Genomic DNA, 14614 nt, shown 5'->3' on the forward strand with positions numbered 1-14614 from the left:
TTATAATGGTTCATGTAAATTTAAAAATTGCTCTAAACAATATATTTGCCACTTTTGATTACCAGTAAATTCAGACATATCTAAATTCTTTTTAAATTCTTCTCTTTTTGGCCCTGACCATTTTTCAAAATATATGTCTACAGGTCTAGGCATAGGAATTTTTTCTGGAATATCAAACTCTGGATAACATAGTTTAAATAGTTCTCTAATTAAATATTTAGATTCTCCTCTTCTTATTCTATCCAAATCTAATGGTGAACCCATTTTAACCATTCCAGATGGATCAAAAAATGGTGTATACTTCATCTCTGCAGTTATAAATGCATTGCAGTAAGAAGCACTGGACTCATGTGCAAAAATTTCATCTATGAATCTTAAATAATCAATTTCATTATTTGGTAATTTATATCGTTCAAATACATACTCCATAGAAACTGGATTTTTCAGTACTTTTTCAGGATTACAAAAAGTATAAAACTCCTTCCATTCATCATACTTCCAATCTTTAGATAACATTTTATCCATTCCACCAAATACTAAATCACTACCATCCGCAGCTACCATCATTTCAACACCATCTTTTTTGGCTTGTAATGCCGCCTCCATAATTTGTGGTTCAATTGAATGGACAGGTGCACCCTTTTTAAGCAATAATTTGGGTAAATTCTTTTCAACAATATCCCAGTTAATATCTACATAATGTAAATTAAGATGATATTTTTCAGCATACTTTTCTGCTCTCGTGATATCATGGTTAGTAAAGCCATTATCTAAAAAACGAAAAGTATACGCATCAGTTCCCGCTGGTAAAAATGCTGCAAGACAAGCTGAATCCATTCCTCCAGACAACAATAATCCTAATTTTCTATCCTTCACTGATTCAAAAGCCTTTTTATATGCGTCAGCAATCTCTAATGCATTATTCACAATAATTTTCTTATCGTCTGGAAAAGGAATATCTACTGAATGAAATACATTTTCATAAAAATCTATATTTTCATTTTCTATATATCTAAAAGTTAGATATGAACTCATACAAAAATTTTTATCGATAACTCTTTTTTTCATATACTATCTCCTCGCAATTTTAATAGAGTTTCATTAATCAAAGTTGATGAAGTACCTTTGGTGTATGGAAAATACATAATTTTTATATTATTTTTAAAGAATTCTTCTTCATATTTTTTCCATTTAGGGCTACCATACCAATCATCACCTACAAATAGTATAGAAGCTCCTATTTTTTGGCATACACTTAATTTATCCATATCATATTGGGGTAAAACTGCATCAACATATCTGATACTTCTAACAATTTCAATTCTCTCTTCAAAAGGAATAACAGCTCTCTTACCTTTATACAAAACTAATTCATCAACAGTCACACCTACAACTAATTTATCACACATTGCTTTAGCATTTTTTAATAAGTTTAAATGTCCTATATGAAATAAATCAAAAACCCCAGTTGTATAACCTATAACTAAATTTTTTTCCATTATTTTTTTCTCACTTCCAATACTAGAGAATTAAATAATCTTATAAAGTCATTTTTAGTAAATTTCGTATCAAAGTAATAATCAATATCTTCTAGCTTATTCTTTTTATTTTCAATGATTGCATCCTTTATTACATTAGTTAAACTTTGATTATCTGTCACTACATCGATGGCTATCTCATTAATTATCTCTTCGAAACGCTCACTTACATCATCATGTGGATATAAAAAGATAGTTGGTGTATCCGCTGCTAATAAAATTGATTCCATCGCCGATCCTGATTTTGCATCACATATATTAATATCTGAAATATTTACAGCTTCTTCCAATGAGGCATTACCATCTAAAACTATCGTTGAATTTTCTTGTAAAATAGCTAAATCATCTTGCTTAGATTCTAATCTAAAAGTACAATGATGTGGTTTAGTAATAATAAAATACTTATCTTTTAACGTAGAAAAGCTTTCTTTAAATTTTTGAATAGATGTATCCTCATCCCAAGTAGGTAAATACGAAATGATCGTGGCATCTTGTGGAATACCATATTTTTTCCTTAATTTTTGTTTGTCAAATCTTGGTTTGTTAAGATAGTGCTTTGGATAACCTACGATAAAAATTTTATCTTCCTCAATAAATTTTTTTGATCTACACTTTTCTTTGTGAAATTTTCCTTGTACAAATTTATAATCGAAACCATCCATAGTTCGTTTAGATGTTGGAAAAGCATTTTTGTTCAATGCAACACCATATGATAAATTTATTTTCTTAGAGGATATATATTTTCTGAGAACATAGCTATCTTGTGTAGTAAATGCAAATGTAGCATTTGGATTACAGAATTCTTTATATTCTAATTCTTTTTCTTCCAATATTTGCTTAGCTGTATGGTAATCAAACCATTTTCCTACCGTATTGGTGTCTATATCTTCTAAAATAAAAATAGCATAAATACCATTTTCTCTTAAAATATGGTAGATTGGTTCAAAATGTGCTATTTCGAAAGCATCAATCAAATAAAACTCTACAGTTACATCATGTTTTTGAAAATATTCTGATCGATAATAATGAGTTGGAATACCGTATTCATCAGGTAATTGATTGTAGTCTGCGTATACCATTTTAATATAATCAGTAGCCTTATTAGGAATAAGAAAAGCTTTTCCATTGTAACTAATAGTTTTTAACGGATAAATATAATCATAAGGAATCCATTTTAGATTCTTTCTAGTATAAGCTGCACAATTATCCATAGAGAAATATAAATTAGAAGATTTTTCTACAATTACAGAGTCTAGTTTTTTTAAACTTTGCTGTATAATTGTCATTTTTTCTTTTGCATTATTTACATTATTAAATAATTTTTCTGTTTCCTTTAATAAATCAATATAACTATTAAATTCATAATCGTCTACAAAAAAATCAAAGCAAAAGAAATCAATTTTTAAAGCATTAATTAAATTAGTTCCTTTCATAATCTGAATATGTTCCGGATAAATTAGCAATAAATATTCATCAGGATATTCATTGAGTAATTCTTTTTTCCATTCAAATCCAGCCTTTTCATGAAATTGCTCATTTTGATATTCAAAACAACGCCCTATATTTTTAAAGTATTGAATCAGATGAGCATATTCCTTTCTAATTAAGCCAAAATCTAAATCATCATCCCAAGGAATAAAATCTTGATGTCTTACCCACCCCAATAAATTTCCTCCAACTAAAAAAGGACTAATATTTAAAAAAGAAAAGTTCTTAAAAAACTGATTCGCAAAATTTACTAAGTCACTTTGAACCTTTCTTAAATATCCTGTACTTGATTTAAGTTCTGTAATCGAAAGATGATTTTCCAAAAATTTTTTTTGTAAATCAATTTTATTTTTTGTAACATTAATTAATTGTGCATAATATAATAAATGCTTTGTGCGATAGTCTTCTCTTTCGTCTACTATCTTTTGTGGATTAGCTAACCATTCATCGATTTCATCAAACAATAAAAAATCATAAATTTGATGGTTGTACAGTTGACTTATAAGTGAGAATTCATTTACTTTTGAAATTGACAAAATTGTTAAATACTGATTCGACAATTCTTTATATTTATCAAAGTTAACAATCTCTATTCCTTCAATTTCTTCATTAAATGCTGTAATATTATCCGCAAAACAATAAATATTTTCTTTACCAATTTTCTCTAAAGCTTTTCGACCGAATCCACCCGCACCAAATAGAATAACTTTTTCCATAATTTCCTCCATAAAACTACTCTATTATATATTTATAGATATCTCTACCAACTATATTATAATAATGAACATAATTAAAATCTTTTGTACTAGATGATTTAATAAGATTATTCACATTCATCATGTGTAATTCCTGCATAATAGGATAAACTTGATTTAATAACTTTTCTTTTATAATTTTTTCTTCATTCTCATCAAGATAAAAATTTTCATAATGTTTTACTATAGAGAAACACTCGTCCATAATAATAAAACTATTTAGATATCTATTGAAATAGTAATAATTATTATCAAATTTTTTTAATATGCCATAACCGTATTCGTAAATATCATTAAGAAAATGAACTTCTACATCAGGAAAAGAAACTTCCTTTAAAGTTTGTCTTTCGTAATTATATAAAAATAAATTTTTAGTTCTAGCTCTATCAATAAAAATAGTATCTATATCATTGCCACCTACTAATCTTACATTTCCAGTAGCAATATCACATATTTCAACCTCATTATTATTTTCTATATCTATACATATTAATTTTTCTTTGCCATACTCACAAAGAACTAATTTATTACCTAATTTTTGTAAGGTTGTAAATCTATGCTGATCTCTATATCCTAAATCATGAATATATATTTCAGCTGTTTCTAAATTAAAAATAATAAGTTCATTTCTTCCTAAAACAAGCAGGCCAACTTTATTTTTAGTAATAAAACACCAATCATTTAAAAATTCATCAGTATACTTTTTAACAGAGAAAGCATTCAAATCTATTTTTTTATCTATTTTTTTTGTTTGCATGTTTAATCTTAATATAGGATCCTTTGCCTTAACAGGTTTCATATAAAGATAATTTTCATAAACGAAAATATCATCCGATACAATAGTAGTATCATTGGAAATCAATACATAATTTTTTTCTCCAATATTGTATACAACATGATTTTTAGCTTTCCCTGCAATTAAAAATAAATTACCTTCAAAATACGTGATACCAATATACAAACCTCTACTGTAATTAATCTCTTCAGGAAAAGAACAAATATATTGTAGTTTTTCTTTTTTCATATCATATTTCAACAATGCATTTAATAGACCATGAAAAAACCAAATATCATTGTCCACTATACAAAAATCAAATCCCCACATAGGAATATGTTTATTATTCATTGTCAACATTTTTATCCTCCACAATCAAAAAACTCCACACAAAATATGTGTGGAGTCTCTTATTTTTCATAACTATTTAGTTACTTTTGTGACTCCTTCACATATCAAGCGTATCCTTACACTATTATTATCGGTAACTCCCCTTATTTTTTAAGTTTCAACTAGCTCCCATATATCTAGTAATTCTTCTACTAACTTTTGAGATTGAGTAATAATAGCCACATTTTTTTAATATTACTTATACTAAGAAAACCTATTACTTCATTTACTAAAAAATTGTTTTGATATCTTGTACAATACATTTTTTCAAAAAACTCAATAAAATATAATGCAGACAGTCTAAATATTTTCAATGATTATTGGAATGTTTTTTTATAAACAATTCAATTGGTAAGAAGAAATCATCATAATTATTCCTTATTTTTTCATCAGACCAATCCCACCAACTTATTCGATTTAAAGCAGCTATTTCTTCTGTTGTATATCTATATCTAATTATTTTAGCAGGCACTCCACCAACAATAGCATAATCTGGTACATCTTTTGTGACTACTGAACCGGCTGCTATAATTGCACCATTACCAATATTAGAGCCATTAGTTATAATTGCATTTGCACCAATCCATACATCATTGCCAATTCTAATTCTTTTTAGTTTCTGTACTTTCCCTTTAGGCTTAATTCCACTAAAATACCACGGAAATGATTGAAATCCCTCATAATTACCATGTAATTCATTATTCGGTTTATCGTAGTAAATAAATGGATGAGTTGAGATATAAGAGACTGCATGATTTTCAACTACATCAACTCCCCCTGCAAAACTACAAAAAGAACCTACTGACTCCACAAGCCAGTGATTACATAAACTACCATAGCTATATTTTCCTTGTTTTGTCTTTCTTTTAGCAATTTCAAATTCATAGATATTTTTCTCAGGTATATACTCTAAAACAGAAGATTTTAATACCCTATTTAAATGCCAATTTGCAGTGCATAAAATTAAATAAACATTTTGATTTTTATATTTTTCTAATTCGGATAAAGGCTTTATTTTTTTGTTGTATTTACTTAACTTATTTTCCAAAATACATAATGGCCGAATATCGTATACTTTATAAAGCACTTCCTCCACCTGCATTCCAATCTCTCCATATGGAAAGAGAATAAATTCTCGATTATTCAATTCCAATTGTTTTTCAATACACAGCTTTATCTCTTGAGTTAGACTGGTATACATACTATTCCCCCCATAAAAAAAACTCCCTGCAAAAATATGCACGGAGTCCTAAAAAATGGTTACTTAGTATTTAACTCATGTTACTCCTTCACATATCAAACGTATCCTTACATCTTTTATTATCGGCAAATTTGAAAAAATTTAAACAAGAAGAGTAGAAAAAATGAAATTTTCTACTCTTTTTGTTTAATTACACTTCCAATTGTTTCCAGGTTGTTAGTAATTCTTCAACCATACCTTCAATTTTTTCAACAACTGCCTTGTCCTTTTTAAGATTAGCTAGTACCAGTTGATTATTGATATACTCATATAGCTGGATAAATTGTTGGGCAACCTCGCCGCCGACTTCTTCATTAATGCTATAACGCAATTCAGAAATAATATCTTGCGCTCGAACTAGCTTGTTGTGAGCTAAATTGACATCCTCTTTATCAATTGCTATAACCGCTAATTTTAAATTTTTAATGCAGCCTTCTAACAATAATTCAATCAAGCGCTTTGGTGAGGCTTGCATCACTTCATTTGCTAGATAGTTACTTTGCATTTTTTGATAACTCATAATTTTCTCCTCATATTAGTAATACAATTCTATACCGGATAATTCCTCTAACGGTACATATTTTTTTAAAGCTTGATTCTCTTGATTTAAACGAGCAATCTCTTTAGATAAGCTTGTTTTGTTTTCTTGAGCGGTTTGAATAAATTGTTGATAAGCCTCAATGATTTTCAGCATCAACGCTTGATCGAGTTTAGCCGTTTTTTGAGCAGCGATGGAAGTGAAGCGCTCATTAACCTGTTCAAATAAAGCTAATTTTTGCTCAAGATTCTCTTGTTGATTCAACTGATTTAATTGCTCTAATAACTTTTGTAACTCGCTCTCCACTCACTAACCCCCTTTTTGATTATTTGTTGCTAGTTGAAACACCTGCTTGGCTTAAGAAATAATTCATTTGTTCTTCTGCTTGCATCATCGCTGTATCTAATTTAGTAAACATATTGACATAATACGTCCGTTTGGCAGTCAATTGCTCATCAAAACGACTAATTTGTTTATTTAAATCCTTGATTAAGGATTCAAAGCTATCTGTTCTGCTCTTTAATAAACCACGATTTGTTTGCCCATTTGCACCAACACTGTCTTCTAAATAATTATTTAATAAATCTTGCAGCTTATCCGCGTACCCTTTCGTTTCTGGTGTACCAGTTGTCGTATCCGCTTCTTTACCGTTAAAGAATTCTTGTACAGCGTTTGGATTATCAGTTAAAGCTTTTTTCAGCTTGGTTTCATCTAAGCTCATCGTACCTGATTTATCAATAGAAATTCCAATTTGATTAATTTTTAGTGTACTATCAGCAGGATTGGCTGTGCCGAGACTTCTAAGCTGGCTTTGCAGGCGCATCATCAATGAATCACCAACTAAGGCTCCTTGTTTATTGGTACTAGTCGTATCTGTTGATGTTGTCGGTGTCCCTACATCAATTGAGTCATCAATGAATGAATAGGTGCTGTTATATTGCGCAACAAAATCTTTAACCGCTGTCACTATTTTATCATTATCATTTTCTAGACCTAATCGAACACTATTATCGCCAGTCGTTACTTGTTTTAAGGTAATAGATACACCATCAATTTTATCACTTACTGTATTACTGCTGCTAGTCATATCAATACCATTAATTGAAAATTGTGCGTCTTGACCAGCTTGTGTTTGCGCCTTGGTGCTACTTAGGCCTAATTGATCAGCTATTGCATTATCTACTACACTTAGATTTTTCGCACCAGTTTCGGTATTACTTAAAACTAAACGACCATCCATCACTACGGCTGAAACGCCTGATTCAGTCGACTGTTTATTAATTTTCGTCGCAATCGTTGCTAAGCTATCTTCGGCAGTAATGGAGAAATCAAAGATTTTCGCATGACCAGAGCTATCTAGCTTACTAGAGTTAATGGTTAAGGTACCACTTTGATTTAATGCTTGTTTAGAATCCGTATTGACTTGACTTCCAACCAAACGAGTAGTAGTAGCTAAACGACTGATCTTAACATCGTAAGTCCCAGCAATAGATTGGCTATCACCTGAAATCGTCGCAATCGTTTCATCCGATGAAGACACTTTTTTAGTCGTGTAGGTATCTGGATTGGTCAAATCTTTCAGCTTATTCAATAAATTGCTTAAGCGACTACGCACATCACTATAAGCTGATTTCTGCGCTTCAATAGTGGAAACTTTCGCTTGTGCTCGTAGTTTTGGCACTGATTCTGCTTCAATTAATTTATCGATTTGGTCAGAACCAATTCCACTATACGATCCTAAAGTACTGCTTACTCCTGAACTACTTGTAATACTTGCCATAATCCTCTCTCCTCTACTTTATTTTAATAACTGTTCTATTGCTTTTAAGCTTTCATCATTTGGTACAATCTGTTGCAATTCTTGATAAATCGCTCGTGCCTCAGCATAATTCTCCTCACTGATTAATTTTAAAATATCTGCTTTTACCTGATTTGCTAGTCTTGCTAGCTCGTCTTCTATACTTTGTTGTTTTCGTAACTCTCTTTGGGCTAAGGTCATCAATTTGGTAATAAAATCTTTCGCTACTGGATAGATTTCTAGCCCTTGTTTTAATAAATGGAGATATTCAGCTAGATTTCCTTGTTCTTTCACTTGCAAAGCTTGAGCAAGTAAGGCTAACCAATGATATTCAGTTGGCAATAGCATCACTTCATTAGTGTAAATATTTTCATTATAAATTTCAAAAACTAATGCTTGACCTAATGAAAGATAATTATCCAAGTAATTGATTAGCTCAACTGTCGGCATACTTGGTTTTAATATCATTTGTTTATATAGCTGATAACAGATATACAAGCCTAATGCACTATCACTCAAATTATCGGCTATTTTTTCAATAAATTTAGCTTCACTTTCAAAATCGCCAGCAAAAAACTGATCCACAAAATGACAAAATGTCTGAATTTCGTCTAAACTAGCTGTCTTAAATAACGCTAAAACATCAATGTTTCGCTGAATCAGCTCAATGAGTAGTTCTTCCACACCCACTTCATAGAATTTCAATTCCTCAAAAATCGAGGTTAGTAAGGCTTCGTCTTGGTGTACCAACGCTTTTTGATAAGCAAAGTAGGTATTTTCTGCTGCATATGTGGCTAACATTTGTCTGAATGTCCCTTTTTGCTCTGATTTTAAAGTAAACATCAACGCTTGACAGCTCCGGATAAATAGTTGCTCCTCCTGAATAGCTTTACAATGTTGATAGATTGTTTTTAAGGTTTGTGTATTTTGAACAAACAAACTCGCTTTCATAAAACGTGAGACTAAATCTACAGTATCTAAACTGATTAACTGCCAATTAAGTTGTTTAAACAGTTTCAATTGTAATTCAACATCTTGGGTATTTTCAATTTGGCGACTTAATTGGTGTAAAGCTGTTTTTAAGGTTGATACACTGACCTTATCTCGATGCATCGGAGTATACAGCTCATTAAATGCTTGCTGATTTTCTTCAAAATAAGCAACCATTTGTTGTAATTTAGTAAAATCAGCAACTGCTTGAAGGGTATTTCCTTCAATCAAATCATTAGATAACTGTAAATAAGCAAATAAGCCTTGCACAAATTGATTACCATTAGCAAGATATTGATAATTCTCTAATAACGCTTGAGCCTTTGAAAGTTGGCCAACACCTTGATAAAACTGAGTTAAGTAAGCAATAATTTCAATTAAAGCTTTTTGTTGAAAGAATTCCAAACCTTCATAACTATCTTTTTTAGCAAACGTTAAAGCCTGCTCTGCTAATGCTATTTTTTTCAACACTTGATTCGCTGGTGTTCCTAAAATCAACTGTAGCCAGGCGACAAAATCATCTTTTCTAGCTGTTAGTTGCTCATCGATAATCACTTCATTACGTTGCGTTTTATCATAAACATGAACATACCCAAAATGATGGACAAAAGCGGCTGAAGTATATAATGGGACTCGACTTGGTACAAAATGTTCATGCACCTTGCCTTCAAAATAGCTATCCTCATCTCTTCTAAATAGCCGAATGGATTGACGATAGTTATAACTATTCCCATTATAAGAATCATAATCGCGACCACCAATTTCAATTGTTTGGTAGTATAAGAAAAGTTCAGGCTGACTAAAAAAATCAATGAGCGGCGTGACATCATCAAAATATTCATCATCATCCATATACATAAACCATTGACCACTACACTCTTTTAAGCCAGCATTACGAGCTGCTGCAAAATCATCACACCAAGTAAAATGCACAATTTTATCAGCGTACTCTCTAGCAATCGCTAAAGAACCATCGCTCTTTTCCTCTCCTACTGTATCGACAATAATCAATTCACTCGGCACTTGCTCTAACAGTGGTCGAATCGATTCCATACATTTACGAATCGTCTTTCTCTGATTAGAGACTAATAGCGAAATACTTAATAAACACTCACCTGTGGCAATTCGATTTATTCTTGTTGGCTGATTTATTTCAATTCCGGTAATCATTATACTTCCCCTTCCAAATCTTTCCCCAAAATACGACCAATAAAAATAGCCGATTCATTAAATAGAATCGGCTATTTTTTATAAATTTTAAGTCTAAGTTAGAAATTAACCTTGTAATAAGCTTAATACGCTGTTTGGCATTGAGTTTGCTTGAGCCAACATTGTAGTAGCAGCTTGAGATAGGATGTTAGATTTAGTGAAGCTCATCATTTCTTCAGCCATATCTACGTCACGGATACGTGAGTTAGCGTCTGATAAGTTTTCTGAAGATGATGTTAAGTTATTGATTGTGTGTTCTAGACGGTTTTGAACTGAACCTAATTCTGAACGTTGTGTTGATACAGTACTGATTGCTTTATCAATGATTGACATTGCATTTGCTCCACCAGCAGTTAAAGTATCCAATTTCAAGGCTTTAGCGTTCATACCACCAACAGAAACAGTGATTGTTTGATTGTCATTAGCACCAATTTGGAAAGTGAAAGCTTTTTTCTTTCCTGCGTCATCACCATTGAATAATGTCAATGTGTTGAATTCTGTATCTTTAGCAACACGAGTGATTTCTGCTTTTAATTGATCAAATTCTTTAGTAATTTGATCTTTATCATCTTTAGTTAAAGTACCGTTGTGTGTTTGAACAGCAAGGTCACGCATACGACCTAACATGCTGTGCGTTTCGTTTAAAGCACCTTCAGCAGTTTGGATTAATGAAACACCATCTTGGGCATTGCGTTTTGCTTGGTTCATCCCGCCGATTTGGCCTTTCATTTTTTCAGAGATAGCTAAACCAGCAGCATCGTCTCCAGCTTTATTAATGCGTAAACCAGAAGATAATTTTGCTAATGAACTAGCTTTTGATGCATTCGCTGAAGTTAAGCGACCATAAGTATTCATAGCAGCAACATTTGTGTTAATTCTCATTTTGAATTCCTCCTAAAATTTGTTTCTTTACAAAGAGTATTATCGGTTATCTTGTTAATTGTTTAAGTTCTTATTTATAACTTTTTTTAACTTTTTAACAATTGCCTTACTAACTCTCACATTATTATTAATCGGTAGCTTCCCTAATTATTTAAGTCTTTTTTGAAAAAAATTTTAGAAGTATTCTAAATGCTAAACCATTGCCGCAAGAGCTGGATTTTTCAGTAATGCAGCAGTTTGAAATACTTCTTGAGGATAGCTCTTAATCATTTCAAGTCGTAAAATCTGGGCATTGGTTGTTCCTGCACATATATTTTTTACATACTTTAAGGAATAATAAAAACGTGCTTCAATAATTTCCATTTCAATCGCTAGTTTTTCATCCTTTTGAGCAAGTTGCCGTAACTGACGAATCACCGGGATAACATCTAATTGTTTGGGATTATTTATCTGATGAATAATAGATCCCTTTCTTTGACGATAGTAATAATAAACCTTAGGAATCTCATAAAAACTCTTGGCTTTTAACACATAATACACTGCAATTAAATCTTCATAATAAACACCCTCTGGAAACGGTAAGTCCAGATTTAAAAGAAAATCTCTAAGATAAAGCTTCGAAGTAATATTAAAATCTTCCATAATTAAATAAGCTTTATATAAAGGCCCTCTAGGAATAAAGTTCGACAAGTCATAATTTTGAGGAATCGCTTTTCCTTCGTTTAATACATAAGCCAACTTAAAATGAATGATTTCTTCAGTTGCCTGCTCGATATATGGCATTAAATCAGCTAAAGCAGCTTTTTCAATAAAATCATCACTATCAATAAACCAAATATATTTGCCCCGCGCTTGTTTTAGCCCAAAATTACGCGCCACAGCTACTCCTTGGTTTTCTTGAGCAAAAAGTTTAAGATTCTCAGGATATTTTGTTGCATACTCTTTAGCAATTTGTCGTGACTGATCCGTTGAACCATCATCAATTAAGACCACTTCTACTTGTGAATTAAGTTGTATTGTAATTGAATCTAAACACTGTCTCAAATATTTTTCGACATTATAGATCGGTATAATAATCGATAATAAAGGCTGCATCCTTATTTCCTCCTCTTATAGTTTTAATACTAGTCCCACATATTTGCCTCGATAATAACTCTGTTTCGTACAATCAAGTTGTTCAAAGGACGGATGCTTGATTAATTCATTAATCAAATAAAATATGCGGTAATCCATAATGGCGTATGGTAAGCCAGCTTTTTGATAATCAACTTTTCTTTTTTCGAAAGCTTGAATGGACTCAATTAATAAAAAGAGATTCTTATTTAATACTTCTTCTTGTGCTTGATAACTAGACTTTTGAAGAAAAACAACTTGCTGAGCCGCTTCAAGCATTTTAAAGGCAACTTCTTCATAGCCAGATAATACTTGTTGAGGATAAGGAACTTTTTGAAAAAGACTTCTATGGTATAAACCTGTCCATAATTGATTTAGGGAGTCACGAAATATACTGCGCATTTCTAAGTAATCAAAAACCTCTGGTATACTTAAGACATATTTTTCTTGAAGATTGAGATTTGATTCCATATGAGCAACTTGCACTTTAATTAAAGGATAGTGGGCATTTTCCGTTGCTTCAACCATCTCTTCTATCAAATCTTCACCTATTCGAGCGGATAATGATTTAAAAAATAGATAGTCTCCTTGACTAGCACTTACCGCTTGAGCCATTAATTTTCCAAAATCGCTTTCCTGATAATCAATATATTTTATTTCCCTATTTGATATCCTATCCTTTGGCAAATTAGCCAGATTGGTTACGACAAGAATTTCAATATCTTGATAATTTTGTGCGCTACACTCTTTTATTGTTTGTGTAAACAATTTTTCATCAAATGGATTAACAGGTGACATTATCGGCACTATGATTGAAATTTTCATGATACATCCTCCGTAATGGTTTTGTAGATGGTATAATAATAAATTTGTTGTTCTAAAGATAGCTGCTCAAATTGTATACTACTAACAATTACATCTAATAATTCACTTAAAGCTACGAGTATTTGTGGGATATAGCTTTTATACTCACGATGTAAAAAATACTGATATTTTTCAAAATACGCATCGAAAATATCCGTAATATTCTTGATTTTACGATTAGCCATAATACCTTTTGAATTATCTCGGTAGAAATAAAAAGGAGCATCAACAAATACTATTTTTTCTGCTTCATCAAGGTAAAGATAATTTACAAATTCATCTTCATGTAATCGACCAATTGGAAATAGATGGTTGTCAACGATGGAATGATGATATAATTTTCCCCAAACGGTACAACTATTAACCTTATTTCGATAGTCTACTTTAGTAAGCATCCAATCAAACATTTGTTTTTTAGTAATCTCTTTCCCTTGCTTTTCTTGAGGATAAGCATCGAAGTCAGCTTGCTCGATACTAGCTGCACATAGATGATTGCCCATCACAATCATTGGTTCATTCGTAGTTATATTGGAAACTAAACATTCAATCGTTTCATCAACAATCGCATCGTCTGAATCCAAGAAAAAGAAATATTCTCCCGTTGCATATTGAATACCGGTATTGCGCGCAGCAGATAAACCTTGGTTCTCTTGATTGATGATTAAAATCCTTTCATCATTAAAATACTGCTCAATCAATAACATTGAATTATCAGGCGTCCCATCATTCACTAAAATAATTTCAATATTTTGATAGGTTTGATTCACCGCACTTGCTACACAATCAACTACATATTCTTGCGTATTATATATTGGAATAATAATACTAACTTTGGGTAACATCTTCTTTCCCCCGTTCAACGATTTATCTCTTAATAAACTAGAAGCATTTATTCATAGACTTGCTAGACATATGAAAATAGGGGGTCTAAGATATTTAGTGTTGTTACTCAAACGGAGGATAACACTAAATATCTTTTTTTATACTCATAATAATAGAAAAAGACATCTGTTTCCTCTATAATTAAGTCGACC

13 protein-coding genes are annotated in these 14614 nt (G+C 31.3%); all 13 read right to left on the reverse strand.

Annotated features, from left to right (window positions below; translation table 11 throughout):
• Entirely contained in the window at positions 1 to 1068 is a 1068-nt protein-coding gene (locus ACTQZM_RS08285) for an asparagine synthase-related protein (RefSeq protein WP_441653459.1), read from the reverse strand.
• Positions 1065 to 1499 (reverse strand): adenylyltransferase/cytidyltransferase family protein, encoded by a 435-nt coding sequence (locus ACTQZM_RS08290; RefSeq protein ID WP_441653460.1) that lies wholly within the window; start codon positions 1497 to 1499, stop codon positions 1065 to 1067. The genes ACTQZM_RS08285 and ACTQZM_RS08290 overlap by 4 nt, the downstream gene beginning before the upstream one ends.
• Positions 1499 to 3742: a LicD family protein gene (locus tag ACTQZM_RS08295; RefSeq protein WP_441653461.1), complete on the reverse strand. Its 2244-nt coding sequence runs from the start codon at positions 3740 to 3742 to the stop codon at positions 1499 to 1501. Before ACTQZM_RS08295 ends, ACTQZM_RS08290 begins: the two co-directional genes overlap by 1 nt.
• Positions 3743 to 3758: 16 nt before the next feature.
• Positions 3759 to 4916, reverse strand: a complete 1158-nt coding sequence (locus tag ACTQZM_RS08300; RefSeq protein WP_441653462.1) for a hypothetical protein — start codon at positions 4914 to 4916, stop codon at positions 3759 to 3761.
• A gap of 340 nt (positions 4917 to 5256) precedes the next feature.
• On the reverse strand, positions 5257 to 6147 hold the full coding sequence (locus ACTQZM_RS08305; protein ID WP_441653463.1) for a CatB-related O-acetyltransferase: 891 nt from the start codon (positions 6145 to 6147) through the stop codon (positions 5257 to 5259).
• A 190-nt stretch (positions 6148 to 6337) separates the two neighbouring features.
• Positions 6338 to 6706 carry a flagellar export chaperone FliS gene (gene fliS / locus ACTQZM_RS08310; protein WP_441653464.1) on the reverse strand — a complete coding sequence of 123 codons (369 nt, stop codon included), beginning with the start codon at positions 6704 to 6706 and terminating at the stop codon, positions 6338 to 6340.
• Positions 6707 to 6721: 15 nt separating this feature from the next.
• On the reverse strand, positions 6722 to 7030 hold the full coding sequence (locus tag ACTQZM_RS08315) for a hypothetical protein (RefSeq protein WP_441653465.1): 309 nt from the start codon (positions 7028 to 7030) through the stop codon (positions 6722 to 6724).
• 19 nt (positions 7031 to 7049) lie between these two features.
• Positions 7050 to 8504 (reverse strand): flagellar filament capping protein FliD, encoded by a 1455-nt coding sequence (gene fliD, locus ACTQZM_RS08320; protein WP_441653466.1) that lies wholly within the window; start codon positions 8502 to 8504, stop codon positions 7050 to 7052.
• A gap of 18 nt (positions 8505 to 8522) precedes the next feature.
• Positions 8523 to 10682: a glycosyltransferase gene (locus ACTQZM_RS08325; protein ID WP_441653467.1), complete on the reverse strand. Its 2160-nt coding sequence runs from the start codon at positions 10680 to 10682 to the stop codon at positions 8523 to 8525.
• 105 nt (positions 10683 to 10787) lie between these two features.
• A complete protein-coding gene (locus ACTQZM_RS08330; protein WP_441653468.1) occupies positions 10788 to 11603 on the reverse strand; it encodes a flagellin N-terminal helical domain-containing protein in 816 nt (271 codons plus the stop codon).
• A gap of 192 nt (positions 11604 to 11795) precedes the next feature.
• Positions 11796 to 12698, reverse strand: a complete 903-nt coding sequence (locus ACTQZM_RS08335) for a glycosyltransferase family 2 protein (RefSeq protein WP_441653469.1) — start codon at positions 12696 to 12698, stop codon at positions 11796 to 11798.
• 15 nt (positions 12699 to 12713) lie between these two features.
• Positions 12714 to 13541 carry a hypothetical protein gene (locus tag ACTQZM_RS08340; RefSeq protein ID WP_441653470.1) on the reverse strand — a complete coding sequence of 276 codons (828 nt, stop codon included), beginning with the start codon at positions 13539 to 13541 and terminating at the stop codon, positions 12714 to 12716.
• Positions 13538 to 14422 (reverse strand): glycosyltransferase family 2 protein, encoded by an 885-nt coding sequence (locus ACTQZM_RS08345; RefSeq protein WP_441653471.1) that lies wholly within the window; start codon positions 14420 to 14422, stop codon positions 13538 to 13540. The genes ACTQZM_RS08340 and ACTQZM_RS08345 overlap by 4 nt, the downstream gene beginning before the upstream one ends.
• Positions 14423 to 14614 lie beyond the last annotated feature (192 nt).

It is taken from the genome of Enterococcus cecorum (assembly GCF_052119425.1).
In the GTDB taxonomy this organism is placed as follows: Bacteria; Bacillota; Bacilli; order Lactobacillales; family Enterococcaceae; genus Enterococcus_E; species Enterococcus_E cecorum_C.